The following is a 15,402-nucleotide window of genomic DNA, read 5'->3' as shown; positions in this document are numbered from 1 at the left end:
CCTCAGCAGTCCCGCCCTACATCACCATGAACCCGCCGTCCACCGGCAGCGTCACGCCGGTGACGTAGCGGGCCTCGTCGGAGCAGAGCCACAGGATCGCGTTGCTGATGTCGAGGGCCTCGAGCATCTCGACCGGCATCGCGTGAGCCAGCTTCGACAGCTCGTCGGGGTACGCCGCCGCGAGCTCGCCGAAGCCCTCGTTGACGATCATCGGGGTGTTGACCGCGCCGGGGTGGACGCTGTTCACGCGAATGCTGTGCGGGGCGAGCATGTTCGCGTACGTGCGCATCAGCCCGACGACGCCGTGCTTGGCGGCGATGTAGCCCATCATCCCGGCGTTGTCGGGGATGTTCAGCCGCCCGGACAGGCCGGCGACGGACGACGTGAGCACGATGCTGCCGCCCTGGCCCTGGCTGATCAGGGTCGGCATCGCGGCCTCGACCGTGTTGTAGACGCCGGTGAGGTTGACGTCGACGACGTCGTCGAAGGCCTGCCCGGTCTTCGACACCGCCCCGATGCCGGGGAAGATGCCGGCGTTCGCCACGACGATGTCGAGGCGGCCGAGCTCGGCGACGCCGGACTCGACGGCCTGTCGCAGGGCGCCGGCGTCGCGGACGTCGGCCTGGGTGGCGACGATCCGGGCGTCCCGCTCCTCCACGAGCTTCACCGTCTCGGCGAGATCGTCGGGCGTCGCCATCGGGTAGCCGACCGAGTCCATCTGCGAACACAGGTCGACGCCGAGAATCGACGCGCCCTCCTCCGCGAGCCGGAGCGCGTGTGACCGCCCCTGCCCTCGGGCGGCTCCGGTGATGAACGCGACCTTGCCGGTGAGACGACCCATCTGACGCTCCTTCGCAATCAGCTGACGCAGAACTCGTTGCCCTCGGGGTCCTGCAGGACGACGTAGTAGTACGGGTCGGCGGGGTCGTCGTCCCGGTCCCGCCACTGCACGGCGGCGCCGAGGGCGACGAGCTCGTCGACCCGCGCGTCCACCCTGGCGACCCGCTCGCCCTGCGTCAACGAGTCGTCGCGAGCGGTCGGGTACACGTCGAGGTGCACCCGGTTCTTCCCGGCCTTGGGCTCGGGCACCTGCTGGAACCAGATCGGGGGTCGTAGCCCCTCCGGATCGAAGAGCCGGTTGTCGAACGACTCGCCGGCACCGAGCCGCCCGCGGTAGTGCCGGTTCCACGGGGTGTCCGGCTCCGCCGGCGGGACCGGCGTGTAGCCGAGGGCCACGGACCAGAACCGGACCAGCGCCGGCGGGTCGAGGCAGTCGATCGTGATCTGGAAGAACGCCATGGGCCGACGCTAGACGCCGGCGTCCCGTCGCCACGGGAACTGGTGCGATCGGAGACCGCGGCGCGTGCCTACTTCTTCCGCTTCGCCAGGAGGCCCTTGACCCGCGTCTGCAGGTTGACCATGCCCTTCATGCCCTTGTCCGGCGGGCTGCCGGCCGGGGGCATGAGGCCGATCGCGCGGCCGAGTTCCATCGCGTCGAAGTAGGCGTCGTTGCGGACGATGAGGCCGTCCCGCACGGTGAGCTGGTCGAGGCCCTGGACCTCACCGCCGGCGCCGGTCGGGAGGAAGCCGTCGAAGCGGCCCGGCCCGGTGAAGGCCGCCTGGGCACGCCAGTGCACACAGACCCGGTCGTCCTGGGCTGTGGTCTCGAGGACCTCAAGCTTCCACTCGCCCATCGCGTCGAAGAGCGAGCCGAAGAAGCCGCGCAGGCCGACCGGCACGGGCAGGCCCCGGTTGCCGGGGACGGCCTCGACGCCGCCGGACGGCACCCAGCAGCGAACGGCCCGATCGAGGTCGCGATCATTGAGTGCCGAGAAGTACTCCCGAACGATCGCGATGTTCTGCTCCAGAGTGTCCACGGAAGTCATGCCCCCAGTGTGTCGGCCACGACCGATGCGGACATACTGTCCAGACAGCTTGGAGGATTGATGAGTTCCGAGGCCGAGGTCGGCCCGCCGTTCTTCGACGACCTGTCCGTCGGCGACGTCTTCTCCGCGCCCGGGCTGACCCTCACCCCGGGGCACGCCGCCCTGCACCAGGCCATCACGGGTGATCGCCTCCGACTGGCGCTCGACTCGCCGCTGTTCGAGGCCGTCACCGGGACGCCGGGGCTGCTGGCCCACCCGGCGCTGGTGTGCGACGTCGCGATCGGGCAGTCGACGGCACCGAGCGGCCGCGTCCTCGGCAACCTCTTCTACCGCGGCCTGGCCGCACGGCCGGTCCCCGTCGGCACGACGCTGCGGACGCGGACCGAGGTCGTCGCCCTCAAGACCGCCTCACGCGGGCGCGGCATCGCGGCGTTGCGATGCACGACGACCGACTCCGACGGTACCCCGGTGCTCGACTTCTGGCGCTGCCCGCTGCTCCCGGCACGCACGGCCGAACCGCCGCAGCACGACGCCGACCTCGACGCGGTCGGCCGTCCGGTGGACGTCGCCGCGCTGGTGCCGTCGTCGTGGAACCTGGCCCCGCTCCGGACGGAGCCCCTCGGGCCGCTCTTCGCCGACCTCACGCCCGGGACCCATCGCATCGTCGCCGGCGAGACGGTGACGAGCGCACCGGAGCTCGCGCGGCTGACGCTGAACATGGCGATGACGCACACCGACGCGACCGCCGGGGCGCACGGACGGCGGCTGGTCTACGGCGGGCACGTCATCGCGATCGCGCTCGGGCACGTGACGCGGCTGCTGCCGGACCTCGCGACGGTGCTGGCCTGGCACTCCTGCGACCACACGGGGCCGACGTTCGAGGGCGACCTGCTGCGGACCGAGGTCACGCTCGAGGAGCTGGAGCCCCTGGCCGACGGCGGGCTCGTCCACTTCCGGGCGCGGAGCGCGGCGCTCTCCCCCGGGGAGGAGACCCCGCGTGCGGTGTTGGACTGGCGAGCGGTGGGGTTGATGCCATGAGCGGGGTTCTGGAAGGTCTTCAGGTGATCGAGGGCTCGGCGTTCGTCGCCGCGCCCCTCGGGGGAATGACGCTCGCGCAGCTCGGGGCGGACGTCATCCGCTTCGACGACATCGGCGGCGGGCTCGACTACCAGCGGTGGCCGCTGGCGCCGGGCGGGCAGAGCCTGTTCTGGGCCGGGATGAACAAGGGCAAGCGGTCGGTCAGCGTCAACCTGCGCAGCGAGGCCGGGCGCGAGCTCGTGACCGGGCTGGTCGCGAAGGCGGGCAACCTGATCACGAACTTCCCGGCCCGCGGGTGGCTGTCCTACGAGCGGATGCGGGAGCACCGGCCGGACCTGGTGATGGTCGCGCTCACCGGCAACCGGGACGGCACGAGCGAGGTCGACTACACGGTCAATCCGGCGACCGGGTTCCCGCTCGCCTCCGGTCCGCGCAACCTGGCCGAGCCCGCGAACTCACTGATGCCGACGTGGGACGTCGCGATGGGCGGGCTCACCGCCACCGGGCTGCTCGCCGCCGACCGGCACCGCTCCCGGACCGGCGAGGGCCAGCTGATCGGGCTCGCGCTCTCCGACGTCGCGTTCGCGATGGTGGGGCACCTCGGCCGCGTCGCCGAGGCCCAGCTCGGCGGACGGGACCAGGACAAGGACGGGAACTACCTCTACGGCGCGTTCGGGCACGACTTCGCGACGGCCGACGGCCGGCGCGTCATGGTCGTCGCACTGACGAGCCGTCAGTGGAACGCGTTGCGCGAGGTGACGGGCCAGCAGAAAGCCTTCGACCAGATCGCGAAGGCGACCGGTCTCGACCTCGACACCGAGTCGGGCCGGTACGAGGGCCGCGACCTGATCGCCGCCATCCTCCGTCCCTGGTTCGGCGCGCGCACCCTCGCCGAGCTCCGTGAGCTCTTCGACGGCACCGGCGTCTCCTGGGGCCCGTACCAGACCTTCACCCAGCTGGTCGCCGACGACCCCCGGTGCTCCGAGGCCAGCCCGATGTGGGAGACCGTCGAGCACCCCGGCGTCGGGTCCTACCTGATGCCCGGAACTCCTCTGGAGTTCTCCGGCCTCCCCCGCCAGCCCGTCCGCCGCGCCCCGCTCCTCGGCGAACACACCGAGGAGGTTCTCTCCGAGGTCCTCGGCCTCACCACCGCCGAGATCGGCCGGCTCGAGCAGGAGGGCACGGTGGCGGTCAGCGTTCCACCAGACCGCTGACGACGAGATCAGTAATCTCGCGAAGCATGCGCGCACGGGCCGGGCGGCGGACGCCCGAGAACATCAAGTCCTCGTGCAGCACCAGGCCGAGCACCATCGAGATGATCGCGCGCACAGCCAACCGGGTGTCGGTCACGCGCAGTCCCAGCTCCGGCCCACGTCGGGTCAGCAACTGCTCCAGATCGACCAGCGCGAGCGCGAAGTTCGCCGCCGGGCCCGACGAATCGTCCGCGGCGAGTCGGTAGTAGTCCAGGTAGGACAGCACGATGCTGCGATTCTCGGTCAGAAACTTGGCGAACGCCTCGACGAAGCTGTGCACGAGGTCGAACGCGGTCGTGTACTGCTCGAGTTCGCCCTTCGCGACCTCCGCCATGAAAGCTTCGACGAACGCCTCGTAGCGGTCCATGACCGCGGCCTCGAACAATGCCGCCTTGGTACCGAAGTTCGTGAACACCAACGCCTCGGACACCTCCGCGCGCTCGGCGATCGCTTTGGTGCTGGTGCCCGGGAATCCCCGTTCGGCGAACAACTCCTCCGCTGCGGCGAGGATCGCAGTCCGCACCTCTGCGCTCGGGCGCCGGCGTCGAACTCGGGTCTGCTCAGCCATGAGCAGACCCTAGAAGACGTGCCGTATCCGGACCGCCACGCCGTCCACATCGTTCCGCCGTCCGGAACCACGACAGGTCAACGCCAGCGCCGCGCGCGTACCGTGCCGGGGCCGGGCTCGGGAAGGAGACTCCGTGGACCTGGACCGACGCACGCAGCAGTTCTGGCTCTGGGGCGGCGTGCTCTCCATTGTGGCGTTCTTCGTCGGCTGGGTGGGGTTCGCACAGTTCCTGCCCCCGTTCTCCCCCGGCCACTCGGCCGCCGAGGCCGCCGAGACCTTTGGAGAGCGACGCAACGCCATCCGGACCGGGGCACTCATCATGATCGTCGGAACGATGCTCTGGGTGCCGTTCGCCGCGGTAGTTGCCGCCCAGACGCGCGTGCGCGACGGTCGACGACCGGTCAATGAGTGGGTACAGATCGCGGCTGCCGCGACGTCAACCGCCGTCATCCTGGTCGCGATGATGTTCTGGGTCGTTGCCTGCTTCCGCCCCGAGCGCGATCCTGAGCTGACCCAGATGCTCGTCGACGCCGGCTTCATCTTCGCGATCATGCCGTTCATCATGTTCGTGGTCTGGAACCTCGGCGTGACGCTCGCGATCCTGACCGACACGCGGGAATCCCCCGCCTACCCTCGCTGGGTTGCGTACTTCAGCGTCTGGTGCGCCGTCCTCTACCTACCGGGCGGCGCGCTCGCGTACTTCCACGACGGGCCCTTCGCCTGGAACGGGCTCGTCGCCTTCTTTCTCCCTGCCATCGCGTTCTTCATCTGGATCCTCGTCATGACCGTCATGACGTTCGATTCCATCCGACGCGCCGACCTGCCGGCCCTCCGCACGGCAGACGTCCCCGCACTCGTGGAGCAGACCGCATGAAATTCGCCCCTGGACGGACCGCAATCGTCACCGGCGCCGGTGTCGGGATCGGCAAGGCCATCGCACGCCGCCTCACCGACGAGGGTGTGCGCCTGGTGCTGGCCGACATCGACGGGGACCTGGTCGAGAAGGTGGCGGCCGACCTTCCGATCACGCCCCTGGTCTTCGTGGGGGACCTCTCCGTGCGCGAGAACGCGACGCGACTGATCGCCACCTGCCGCGACGGCTACGGCCGGGTCGACATCCTCGTCAACAACGCCGGCGGCGGTGTCATCCGGCCGACGTTGTCGCACACCGAGGAGACGCTGCGCGCGACGATCGATCGCAATCTCTGGACGACGATCTACTGCTCTCTCGAGGCTCTGCCCCTGATGAAGGCCGCCGGATACGGCCGCATCATCAACATGGGCGCGGACTCGGTCCGCAACGGACTCGACTGGCACGCGATCTACAACGCGGCCAAGGGTGGTGTCCACGGGCTCACCACCGGTTGGGCCCGGGAGTTCGCCTCAGACGGGATCACGGTGAACGCCATCGCCCCGTCCGCTACGCGGACCGAGGCTTACGACGCCTTCGAGACGGCCGCCGCGACCGACCCGGCGATGCGGGCGACGCTGGACGCGGTTCTGGCCGTCATCCCCGCCGGCCGCGCCGGCACCGTGGAGGAGATCGCTGCTCTCACCGCGTACCTCGCCTCCGACGAATCCGGCTTCACCACCGGTCAGGTGCTGAGCATCAACGGCGGCAGCACGATGCTCTGAGCCGGCGCACGGGCTACCGGCGTCCGAGGTAGGCGAGGACGCGGGTCGACACCTCGCGGCCGTTCGTGGCGCAGCCCTGCAGCCCTCCGTCGCCGTAGGCGCGAGTGGCGTCGCCGACGTTCCAGAGGTTCGGGATCGGGGTGGCCGAGTCGATCTCGCACCCGGAGACGACGCGCTGCGCCGGCCAGTCCCCCGCCAACAGCGGGGCGGCCAAGATCCGGGCCTCGCCGAAGCCGTCGAGTTCGCGGTCGAGTTCCGCGAGAACGGCAGCCCGCTCCGCGTCCTCGTCGAAGGGCGACATCGCAGGGACGGGGACCGCGTAGGCGACGTACAGGTGCCAACCGGGCGGGGCCACCTCGGGGCATGCGGAGGTCAGGTGCGCCAACGCGCAGACGCGCTCGGTGTCGGCGAAGAACACGATCCCGGCCGGCTTCGCGACCGGCCGTCGCGAGGCGAAGGTGACGGCGAACATGGGCGCCGGCTGCACCTTCTCCTTCACCAGCGACACGTAGTCGGCCGGCAGGGCGCTGTCTCCGCAGAGCTGGATCGTCGCCGTCGGCCCGGCGTTGCTCACGACGGCCCGGCAGGTCACCGTCACGATCTCGTCACCGCGGCGCACGGATGCCCCACGGACGAGCCCGTCCCGGACGTCGAGACTCTGCACCGACGACGACAGCCAGACTTCGCCGCCCCGGCGCTCGACCACGGCCGCAAGTTCCTGCATGGGGCCGATCGTGCCCGCGGGCGGGAACCCGTAGTCACGGAACAAACTCTTCTGCGTGACGTAAGTGAGCATCGCCCGGGCGGAGACCTCGTCACTGTTGACCGAGAAGACCCCGGCGGCGACGTTGCGCCCGAGACGGCGCACAGTCCTACCCACCGGGAAACGCGAGAGCCACTGCTCGAACGTCGGGTCGTCGCCCTGCGGAGGACCGTCCCAGCCGCGGGTGAGCCGTCGGCCCACGCGGCGCAGCCCTGAGTCGATCAGGAGCCGCGCCGGCCGCGACGTGGTGTTGTACAGGCGACCGCGGAACTGCACGCACTGAGCCGGCTCGTTCGGCCGGCGGACGTCGTAGGGGGCGCCGACCGAGCGGAACAGATCCTCCATCGGTCCGCCGAGCTCCAACGCGACGGCTCCGGTGCTGACCTTGAAACCGTCGATCTCGACCGTTGACCCGCGTCCCCCGACGCGCTCGTGGGTCTCGACCACCAGCACCGACTTGCCCGCGTGGGCCAACGAGGCGGCCGCGGCCAGACCACCGATGCCGGAACCTACGACGAGGACGTCGAAGTCCGTCATGACGCACGCTCCGGGAGGATGCCTTCCAGCGCCGCGGTGATCTGTACGGCCAGGAACCGCGAGTACAGCCGGCACTCGTTGAGTCCGCCACCCATGACCCACAACCCGTCCTGCGGCGTCCGACGCCAAATGTTGCGCATGAAGCCCTGGTCGTCCCATCCCCAGACGGGCCCGACGCGGTCCGCGACGGCATCACCGCAGAACCAGCGGATCTGTTCCTGCATGTTGTCGTAGCCGGTGGCCATCACGACCAGGTCGGCGTCGAGCTTCTCGCCGTCGGCGAGCACGAGCCCGTCGCGGTCGAAGGTGCCGACGTTCTCGTCCTGCACGACGCGGATCTTCCCGTCGATGATCAGCTCGGAGCAGCCGACGTTGATGTAGTAGCCACCGCCGCGGCGCAGGTACTGCATGTGGAAACCGGTGTCGTCCTCGCCGAAGCCGACCTTGAACCCGGCCTTCTGCAGACCCTCCAGCAGTTCGGAGTCGTACTGACTCGTCCGCTTGGTCAGCCACCGATAGCTCTGCACCAGCAGGTCGTACGGGTTCGCCGCGGTGATGAAGTCGATGTCCTCGGCGGGGCCGGTGCGGTAGAGCGAGTAGACGAGGATTCCGCTCGGCAGCAGGCTCACGACGACCGTCGGTCCCCGCTGGATCATCGTGATCTCCGCGGCGCCGTTGGCGTGCAGGTCCTGCGCGACGTCATGGCCACTGTTCCCGGCCCCGACCACAATGGCCTTCTTGCCCGCGTAGGACGTGCCGCTGGAGAACCCACTGGAGTGGACGACCTCGCCGGCGAAATTCTCCAGGCCGGGCATCGAGGGCATCTTCGGCCGTCCGCTGACGCCGCCGGTGGCGAACACAAGGTGCGGCACCGCCAGGGTTCGTTCGGTCCCGTCGGCGCGGCGGACAGTGGCACTCCACCGCTCGGTCTCCTCGTCGAAGGAGGCACGCAGCAGCTCGGTGCCGGTCCAGACGTTGAGCTCCATCGCCTCGGCGTAGTACTCCAGCCAGCCGGCGAGCTTGTCCTTGGGCAGGAACGTGGGCCAGGTCGCGGGGAACGGGATGTACGGCAGTGAGTTCGCCCAGACCTCGTTGTGCAACGTCAATGAGTGGTAGCGGTTGCGCCAGTTGTCACCGATCCGGGGGTTCTTCTCGACCAGCAGCGCGTCGACACCGAACTGCTTGAGTCGGGCGCCGAGCGCGAGACCGGCCTGCCCGCCGCCGATGATCAGCACCTGCGGGTCACGGTCGCTGTACTCGATCTCCTTGTTGCGCAGATCGAGCCAGTTGTCGCCGCCGAACTCCCAGGAGAACTCGGTGCCGGTGGGGCGGCGCTCCCCGACGCGGTCCTCGTGACCGGTCAGGCTCTGCAGCGTCGTGAGCGCCACCCAGGCGAGCGCACGTTCGGATCCCTCCGGCAGACGCAACCGCACGTAGGCCGTGCCGTGGCCCACCGCGGTCTCGAAGTCGACGTATCCCTCGACCACAGGCTGGCCGAGGTACTTGCTTGCGCGCGGCGCCATTCGCTCGGCCGCAAGACGGACGGCCTGCGGTGCGGTCCGCTCCAACGTCTCCGCAAAGCCGGCGGCGATGTCCTCACGACCGGACCGGGTCCGGAAGTCCCACGTGAAGGCCAAGAGGTCGCGCCAGTAGCCGTCCGGAGCGAACTGGGCGGCGATGCGCTCGGCGGATCCGCTCGCGACTGCAGCGGCGAAATGCTTCAACCACTCGTCGAAGATGCCGCCGGCATCGACGTCAGCCAGTTCGGAAAGGCTGGCCTCCTTCAGGGCGATCGGCGCAGTCACTGCGCGCCCGCCACTGCCGGCGGAGCACCGACCATCGGCACCAGGGCCGGCGTGGGTGCCGGTTCGGGCAGCGGCGACTGCCAGATGTCGACCGTCTCCAACGACATCGGGAGCACTCGTGCGCAGTGCGTCTCGTCGTCGACCTGCGGGTGACCGGTGCAGAACTCGACGGCGAGGCCACGCGCCTGGTCCTCGACGTACACGCCGATCGAACCGGAAGGCGCATGCCGGAGCAGGTCGGTGCGCAGCGGCACCTGATTGCGGACGGCGTTGCTGCGGAAACGCATGACGTCGTCGATCGACTCCACCTCGACGCAGAAGTGGTCGAATTTCGGCTTGTTCTGCGGCGAACGGATCAGGACCAGGCTGTGGTGGTACCGGTCGCCGCAACGGAGGAACGTCACCATGTTCGAGATCTGGTCGGAGATCTTGAACCCGAGAACCTCGCGATAGAACGAGAGCGTTTCGTCGTAGTTGGCGACCATCATGCCGCCGTGCACGAACTTCTCGAGGTTCACGCCCATCGCGGGAGCCGCAACACCGCGCGCCATCATCGACACGTAGAGCTCGATCTCCATGCCGCCCGGATCGACGAAACGCAGCCAACGCCCGACCGCGTCGGTGCGGTAGTCGCCGCCCTCCGTGTAGCTCATTCCTCGCTCTGCGAGCTGCTTCGCAATGGCGGTCAAGGTGTCCTCGTCGACGACCTCGTAGGCGAGCCGGATCGCGCCGGCTTGCGAGCTCTCCTCGAGGCGCACCCAGTGGTGCTCCTCGCCACCCGAGAGGAACGCGCTGCTGCCATCGCGTTTGGTCAGGTTGAGTCGCGCGATCCGCTGGTAGAAGTCGACGCCCTCGTCCATGTCCTGGACCCCGAGGGTGAGGTAGCCGAACTTGCTGACGACGTGCATGAGCGTCTGCCTCCTGAGTGTGGCTCCTGAGGGAATCTTGCGGCCGATGCGACGGCGGTGAGCGTGCGCGTTCCGGTGGGCGGGAATGCACCCGGGCCGGCGTGCGCAAGCCTCAGTTCGCGGACAGCACGGTGCAGGTGGAGAACTGGCTGGCGCCGCCCTGGCCGGTGGCGATGGCGATCCGCGCACCCGGCACCTGCCGCTCGCCGGCCGTACCGCGAACCTGTTCCGCGCACTCCGCCAGCCGGACGAGCGCGGTCGCGCCGACCGGGTTCGCGGTCTGCGGTCCACCGGAGGGCTGGAGCACCGTTGCGGTCCCCCATGCCCCGAACCCGGAAGCGACCAACTCCGGCCCGTCCGCCGCCTGGCACAACTTCAGCGGCATGTACGCCATGGTCTCCGCACTGCTGAACGGCGAGTGCACCTCGATCACCTGTGCGTCGTGCCCGGAGGAGATCCCGGCCTGCGCGTAGGCCCGGTCGGCGGAACGCTGCAACGACAACAGCTCGACAAGATCGCCCTCCGGCCGACCGATGCGGTCCCCCATCTCGTAGGTGTCCGAGGTGCTGCCTCGCCCACGTACCCACGCCACGGGGCGCGAGCTCCGCCCGACCGCAGCACCCCGTGCGAGAACGACGACGCAGACGCCCTCGGAGATCGGGCACGCGTCGTACTGCGCGATCGGCCACACGAGCATGCGGGAGTTCAGCGCGTCGTCCACCGTGATTCGCTTACGAATCTGCGCGTAGGGATTCCGTAGGGCGTGCGCGTAGTTGCGGACAGACACCGAGGCCCACTGCTCGCGGGTGTATCCCCAGAGCTTCATCATCCGCGTGGCGCGCATGGCGCACATCGAGAGCGTCGACAGTCCCGTGTCCCGTTCGTAGACCGGGTCGAAGATCGAGTTGAAGATCGCCGGGACCGTCACGGCCTGCGCCATGCGTTCAGCCGCGACGACGACGGCGACGTCGCCCATCCCGCCCTCGAGCCACTCCATCGCGGAGAACGCGGCTCCGATGCCGGTGGCGCCGCCGGTGTTCACGCGGAAGCTCGCCCGCCCCACCGAACCCGCGGCCGGCAGGAAGCTCTTGTCGGGCGACGCCTCACCCGCCAAGCCGTCGGGGGCGAAGCCGCCGACGACGACGTCGACGTCAGCCATGGTGATTCCGGCGTCGACGAGAGCCCGGTTGACGGTCTCGAAAACCAGGTCCGGGGTCGATGCGCCCAGGTTGCGGGCGTAGGCGGACTGACCGACCCCGATGACGGCGATCTCGTCAGAAGACATAGAGACCCAGCCCCCCGTCGACAGTGATGTCCTGGCCTGTGAGGTAGGAGGCACCCGGGCTCGCGAGGAACGCCACAACCGCTGCGACCTCGGCGGGTCGGCCGGGCCGCCGTATCGCCGTGGTGACCTCGATCCGCGTCCGCAACTGTTCCGGAAACTGCTGGAAGGCCGGGGTGTCGACGAGACCTGGCAGCACACAGTTGGCAGTGATGCCGTGCCGTGCACCCTCCAGCGCCGTCGTCTTCGCCAGACCGGACAATGCCGCCTTGCTCGCGGCGTACGCTCCGTGCCCGAAGTCGCCCATCGACGCGGCGATCGACGAGACGTGCACGATGCGACCCCAACCGGCGGCCCTCATCGCGGGCAGTGTTGCCTGGGTGAGCAGCAGCGCCGCGGTCGTGTGGACCGCGAACTCGTCGGACCACAGGTCGGCCGAGATGTCCTCGATGCGACCGGCACCGAAGATCAGGCCGGCATTGTGGATGAGGATCAGCGGCGGCCCGACCTCGGCCACACGTCGCACGGTCTCGCGCACCTGGTCCGAGGAGGTGATGTCGGTGACGAAGGGACTGACCGAACCTGGGTGAGTATCCGTCAGGTCCTTCAGCGGGTCCTCGGCCACGTCCAAGGCCGCGACATGCACGCCGTCCCCGACCAGAGCAGCGGTGATCGCCTGGCCCAGTCCGCCCGCGGCACCGGTGACGACGGCGACCGCCCCGGGTGGCCTCACGATTCGTCCAACACGAAGTGGAAGTCGGTGATCCGACCCTCGCACTCGTCGCGGAACTCGACACGGACGCGCGGTCCGGACAGCAGCAGTTTCGCGGCGGCGTCGAGGTCGTCGAGGTCCACGCCGGTGATCGCGTTCAGGACCGCACTGTCCGCTCCGTCCAGAAGGACCAGTCCGACGACGAGCGGCGGTTCCGGTAGCTTGGGGAACGGCTCGGTCAGGATCGTGAAGGTCTCCACCGTGCCGTGAAGACCGACCTCGCGGAGCTCGGTCGCTGCAACGAAGCAGGCGTCGCAGAACCCGCGGGCCGGCACGAGCACACGCCGGCAGGATGGGCAGATCGACCCCACGATCCGCTTGTTCCTCAGCTCGTGGAAGAAGCGGCTCGCCATCTCGCCGGCGAAGTAGTGGTATCCGAAGTTCCACTCGCCCGGGATGGTGACCAGTGGTGCTTCGTCGGTCGGTGTGAAGACGTTCATGTCCGGTCCGTTCCGGTGCGGCCGAGGATGATTGCGGCTTGGGTTTGGGCGGCCACGACGGACGACCCCGTGGCCAGGGCGAAGCGCCGGTCGCCGGCCAACAGCGCCTGGTGGGCCCGTGAGACGCGGACCAGGCCCATTGCCGGGGCGCAGTAGCCGGCCGCGCAACCACCGTCGGCGTTGACGTCGGGCGAGAGCGCGAGCAGCTTCATGCCAGCACCGGGAGCGGCGGCGCGGAGTGCTTCAAGGCCGAGGGCCTCGTCGAACGTGGTCAGGCCGTCGATCTCCAGGACGTCCACCTGCTCGATCAGCACATCGGCCATCGTCAGGGCGCGGTCACCGGCCTGCGCCAGGGCAGGCATTCCCACCAGGTCACGGGAGCCGATGTCGTATGGCTCCGTCGACATGCCGAAACCCCGCACCTGGACCGAGCGCGGCTCCGCGGTGAGGACGACTGCGGCGACCACGTCGCTCCAGACCGGCAGGTCGGAGGTTCGCAGCGGGTAGGGCCCGGTCGCCACGCGCTGGGCCGGTAGGCCGGCTCGCCGTGATGCCACCTCGTCACGCCAACGCTCGTAGTCCGGGAAGACTCGTAGCGCCGCGGCCGCTCGCATTGCGGACACCGACAGTTCAGTGAGACCGAACGGCCGAGCAGTGAAGGGATCGAAGAGCTGGCGGGCGATGTCGTTCGGCGACCCTTCGCTCGCGCGGCCCCAGCCCGCGACCACGCAGACGTCGGAATGACCGCCGCGGATGCGCGCCGCGGCGAGCGCCAGGGCGGAGGCGCCGTCGTCGCCGAGGCGGACCTCGTCCTTCAAATATGCGCCCGCGGCCGGCGCCGTCACCATGCTGGTCAGACCACGCCCGTCGGTGAGGTCGTGCGCCGAGAGGACCACGCCGTCGACGTCCGCCATGGTGAGCTCGGCGTCGGCCATCGCAGCGGTCACGCCGTCGAAGATCGACTCCGTGAGATTGCGGGTAGCGTCGGCCCACGAGCGAGTGACGGCGGACCCCGCCACGTACACCGGGCGGGTCACGCGACCACCACCGTGATCGCGCTGTTCGGACACCCTTCGGCGGCCTCGTTCAGCTCCCATTCATCCACGTCCGGCCCGGGTACGAAGGTCGAGATCCCCTCGGCGTCAAGCTCGAACGCCCCCGGTGCCAACTGAAGGCACATCGACACACTCGCGCATCTGGTGCGGTCCACCACCGCTCGGAGACTCATCGCGCGTGCGGCGCGACGTGCAGTCGCTTCAGGCTGCGGGAGACCATGTTCGGGTTGTAGCGCAGTTCAGGAGTCCGCACCTCGATCCGGGAGTAGCGCTCCGTCAGATAGGTGAAGGCCTCGGAGGCCTCCAGCCGGGCCAACGGCGCACCGAGGCACATGTGGATGCCATACCCGAAGCCCGCGTGCCGGTTCGGCATCCGAGCGATGTCGAACTCCTCCGGGTTGCCGAACTGCTTGGGATCGTGGTTCGCGGCGTACATCGCCAGGAGCACGCGGTCGTTCGTACCGATCTTCTGGTCCCCGATGACCAGCGGTTGCTTCGCGAAGCGGGCCATGGCCTTGATCGGGCCGTCGTACCGGAGCACCTCTTCGACGGTGGTGCGGGCCAGGTCCGGGTTGTCGTGCAGACGCTGCCACTGCTCGGGGAACCGATCGAAGGCAACGATGCCGTTGGCTATGAGGTTCATGGTCGTCTCGTGGCCCGCGAACACCATGAGCACCGCGTTGGCGATGACCTCGTCCTCGGAGAGGAAGTCTCCGCGTTCCTCGGCCTGGACCATGCCGGAGAGCAAGTCGTCCCGTGGGTCGGTTCGTCGCGCCCGAACGATGGGCCGCAGCAGGTCGACGAGGTTGCGCATCGCCTCCTCACCCCTGCGGTGCCGCTCGTCGTCGTCGCCGTTGACGAAAATGACCGCCCCGAGATCCTCGGACCACACCTTGACGTCCTCACGCGCCTCGGGCGGGACGCCCAGGAACTCGGCGATGACGATCACCGGCAACTGGAAAGCGAACTCGGCGAAGAAGTCGACGTCGTCACGGCCCTCAAGCGGATCCGCCAACTGACGGACCAACTCGCGCACCCGCGGTCGCAGTGCCTCGACCGCGCGAGGCGTGAAGGCCTTGTTCACGAGTGTGCGGATGTGCGTGTGGTACGGCTGGTCCTTCCACACGAAGAACGCCGACAGGAATGTCAGCAACTGCTCGTAGGTCGAGGCCTGCGTGCGCAACGACTCGGCGAACGGACCGGTGAAGCGGTCCGACGACAGCTGCTCGTGGTTCTTGTAGCCCCCGATGACCTCGTCGTAGCCGGTCACGACCCAGCCGCTCCAACGGGCGTTCCACACGACGGGACTCACGTCTCGCAAACGCCCGTAGTAACGGACAGGATCGTTCACGGCCTCCTCGCTGAGGAGGTCGTCCAATCCGGGCGGAGCGATCTGCCGACCGTCGTCAATCGTCACCGAGCACCCCTGTTCCTCGTGGTGCTCCCGATGGAACGGGACG

General features: G+C 69.1%; 17 protein-coding genes. 4 read left to right on the top strand and 13 right to left on the bottom strand.

Going from position 1 to position 15,402, the window contains the following annotated elements; translation table 11 throughout:
• Positions 1-16 precede the first annotated feature (16 nt).
• The 3 genes from ABD401_RS03970 to ABD401_RS03960 all read right to left on the bottom strand — a co-directional run bounded on the left by ABD401_RS03970 (position 17) and on the right by ABD401_RS03960 (position 1,886).
• Entirely contained in the window at positions 17-841 is an 825-nt protein-coding gene (locus ABD401_RS03970) for a mycofactocin-coupled SDR family oxidoreductase (protein ID WP_344601833.1), read from the bottom strand.
• Positions 842-858: 17 nt separating this feature from the next.
• A complete protein-coding gene (locus ABD401_RS03965; protein WP_344601832.1) occupies positions 859-1,299 on the bottom strand; it encodes a VOC family protein in 441 nt (146 codons plus the stop codon).
• Positions 1,300-1,367: 68 nt separating this feature from the next.
• Positions 1,368-1,886 (bottom strand): nuclear transport factor 2 family protein, encoded by a 519-nt coding sequence (locus tag ABD401_RS03960; protein ID WP_344601831.1) that lies wholly within the window; start codon positions 1,884-1,886, stop codon positions 1,368-1,370.
• 57 nt (positions 1,887-1,943) lie between these two features.
• Here ABD401_RS03960 and ABD401_RS03955 point away from each other — a divergent pair, with 57 nt between their 5' ends.
• On the top strand, positions 1,944-2,924 hold the full coding sequence (locus ABD401_RS03955) for a hotdog family protein (protein ID WP_344601829.1): 981 nt from the start codon (positions 1,944-1,946) through the stop codon (positions 2,922-2,924).
• Positions 2,921-4,138, top strand: a complete 1,218-nt coding sequence (locus tag ABD401_RS03950) for a CoA transferase (RefSeq protein ID WP_344601827.1) — start codon at positions 2,921-2,923, stop codon at positions 4,136-4,138. The genes ABD401_RS03955 and ABD401_RS03950 overlap by 4 nt, the downstream gene beginning before the upstream one ends.
• Here the strand turns inward: ABD401_RS03950 and ABD401_RS03945 are convergent.
• Positions 4,116-4,745 (bottom strand): TetR/AcrR family transcriptional regulator, encoded by a 630-nt coding sequence (locus ABD401_RS03945; RefSeq protein WP_344601824.1) that lies wholly within the window; start codon positions 4,743-4,745, stop codon positions 4,116-4,118. The genes ABD401_RS03950 and ABD401_RS03945 overlap by 23 nt on opposite strands.
• Positions 4,746-4,878: 133 nt before the next feature.
• Between ABD401_RS03945 and ABD401_RS03940 the strand changes: the two genes are divergently transcribed.
• Both ABD401_RS03940 and ABD401_RS03935 read left to right on the top strand, forming a co-directional pair.
• Positions 4,879-5,619: a hypothetical protein gene (locus ABD401_RS03940; RefSeq protein ID WP_344601822.1), complete on the top strand. Its 741-nt coding sequence runs from the start codon at positions 4,879-4,881 to the stop codon at positions 5,617-5,619.
• Positions 5,616-6,380 carry an SDR family NAD(P)-dependent oxidoreductase gene (locus ABD401_RS03935; protein WP_344601819.1) on the top strand — a complete coding sequence of 255 codons (765 nt, stop codon included), beginning with the start codon at positions 5,616-5,618 and terminating at the stop codon, positions 6,378-6,380. The genes ABD401_RS03940 and ABD401_RS03935 overlap by 4 nt, the downstream gene beginning before the upstream one ends.
• A 13-nt stretch (positions 6,381-6,393) precedes the next feature.
• On the opposite strand, the gene ABD401_RS03930 is transcribed toward ABD401_RS03935, so the two are convergent.
• The 9 genes from ABD401_RS03930 to ABD401_RS03890 form a co-directional block, all read right to left on the bottom strand.
• Positions 6,394-7,680, bottom strand: coding sequence for a phytoene desaturase family protein (locus ABD401_RS03930; protein ID WP_344601816.1), 1,287 nt, complete (start codon positions 7,678-7,680; stop codon positions 6,394-6,396).
• Positions 7,677-9,485, bottom strand: a complete 1,809-nt coding sequence (locus ABD401_RS03925) for an FAD-dependent oxidoreductase (protein WP_344601814.1) — start codon at positions 9,483-9,485, stop codon at positions 7,677-7,679. The genes ABD401_RS03930 and ABD401_RS03925 overlap by 4 nt, the downstream gene beginning before the upstream one ends.
• Positions 9,482-10,393 (bottom strand): VOC family protein, encoded by a 912-nt coding sequence (locus tag ABD401_RS03920; RefSeq protein ID WP_344601812.1) that lies wholly within the window; start codon positions 10,391-10,393, stop codon positions 9,482-9,484. The genes ABD401_RS03925 and ABD401_RS03920 overlap by 4 nt, the downstream gene beginning before the upstream one ends.
• A gap of 112 nt (positions 10,394-10,505) precedes the next feature.
• A complete protein-coding gene (locus ABD401_RS03915; RefSeq protein WP_344601810.1) occupies positions 10,506-11,678 on the bottom strand; it encodes a thiolase family protein in 1,173 nt (390 codons plus the stop codon).
• Positions 11,668-12,408, bottom strand: a complete 741-nt coding sequence (locus ABD401_RS03910; protein ID WP_344601808.1) for an SDR family oxidoreductase — start codon at positions 12,406-12,408, stop codon at positions 11,668-11,670. Before ABD401_RS03910 ends, ABD401_RS03915 begins: the two co-directional genes overlap by 11 nt.
• Complete coding sequence (locus tag ABD401_RS03905; protein ID WP_344601806.1) at positions 12,405-12,887, bottom strand: Zn-ribbon domain-containing OB-fold protein; 483 nt, start codon at positions 12,885-12,887, stop codon at positions 12,405-12,407. Before ABD401_RS03905 ends, ABD401_RS03910 begins: the two co-directional genes overlap by 4 nt.
• Complete coding sequence (locus tag ABD401_RS03900) at positions 12,884-13,924, bottom strand: beta-ketoacyl-[acyl-carrier-protein] synthase family protein (protein ID WP_344601804.1); 1,041 nt, start codon at positions 13,922-13,924, stop codon at positions 12,884-12,886. The genes ABD401_RS03905 and ABD401_RS03900 overlap by 4 nt, the downstream gene beginning before the upstream one ends.
• Positions 13,921-14,100, bottom strand: a complete 180-nt coding sequence (locus ABD401_RS03895) for a ferredoxin (RefSeq protein ID WP_344601802.1) — start codon at positions 14,098-14,100, stop codon at positions 13,921-13,923. Before ABD401_RS03895 ends, ABD401_RS03900 begins: the two co-directional genes overlap by 4 nt.
• A gap of 11 nt (positions 14,101-14,111) precedes the next feature.
• Entirely contained in the window at positions 14,112-15,254 is a 1,143-nt protein-coding gene (locus tag ABD401_RS03890) for a cytochrome P450 (RefSeq protein WP_344601800.1), read from the bottom strand.
• Positions 15,255-15,402 lie beyond the last annotated feature (148 nt).

Origin of the sequence: Sporichthya brevicatena (genome assembly GCF_039525035.1) — a bacterium.
In the GTDB taxonomy this organism is placed as follows: Bacteria; Actinomycetota; Actinomycetes; order Sporichthyales; family Sporichthyaceae; genus Sporichthya; species Sporichthya brevicatena.
This window is presented reverse-complemented; position numbering and strand designations above follow the sequence as displayed.

What these genes read in the sequence shown, in the direction of transcription:
- ABD401_RS03970 (WP_344601833.1), bottom strand. Translation starts at nt 841, where the DNA reads ATGGGTCGTCTCACCGGCAAGGTCGCGTTCATCACCGGAGCCGCCCGA.
- ABD401_RS03965 (WP_344601832.1), bottom strand. Translation starts at nt 1,299, where the DNA reads ATGGCGTTCTTCCAGATCACGATCGACTGCCTCGACCCGCCGGCGCTG.
- ABD401_RS03960 (WP_344601831.1), bottom strand. Translation starts at nt 1,886, where the DNA reads ATGACTTCCGTGGACACTCTGGAGCAGAACATCGCGATCGTTCGGGAG.
- ABD401_RS03950 (WP_344601827.1), top strand. Translation starts at nt 2,921, where the DNA reads ATGAGCGGGGTTCTGGAAGGTCTTCAGGTGATCGAGGGCTCGGCGTTC.
- ABD401_RS03945 (WP_344601824.1), bottom strand. Translation starts at nt 4,745, where the DNA reads ATGGCTGAGCAGACCCGAGTTCGACGCCGGCGCCCGAGCGCAGAGGTG.
- ABD401_RS03935 (WP_344601819.1), top strand. Translation starts at nt 5,616, where the DNA reads ATGAAATTCGCCCCTGGACGGACCGCAATCGTCACCGGCGCCGGTGTC.
- ABD401_RS03930 (WP_344601816.1), bottom strand. Translation starts at nt 7,680, where the DNA reads ATGACGGACTTCGACGTCCTCGTCGTAGGTTCCGGCATCGGTGGTCTG.
- ABD401_RS03920 (WP_344601812.1), bottom strand. Translation starts at nt 10,393, where the DNA reads ATGCACGTCGTCAGCAAGTTCGGCTACCTCACCCTCGGGGTCCAGGAC.
- ABD401_RS03915 (WP_344601810.1), bottom strand. Translation starts at nt 11,678, where the DNA reads ATGTCTTCTGACGAGATCGCCGTCATCGGGGTCGGTCAGTCCGCCTAC.
- ABD401_RS03905 (WP_344601806.1), bottom strand. Translation starts at nt 12,887, where the DNA reads ATGAACGTCTTCACACCGACCGACGAAGCACCACTGGTCACCATCCCG.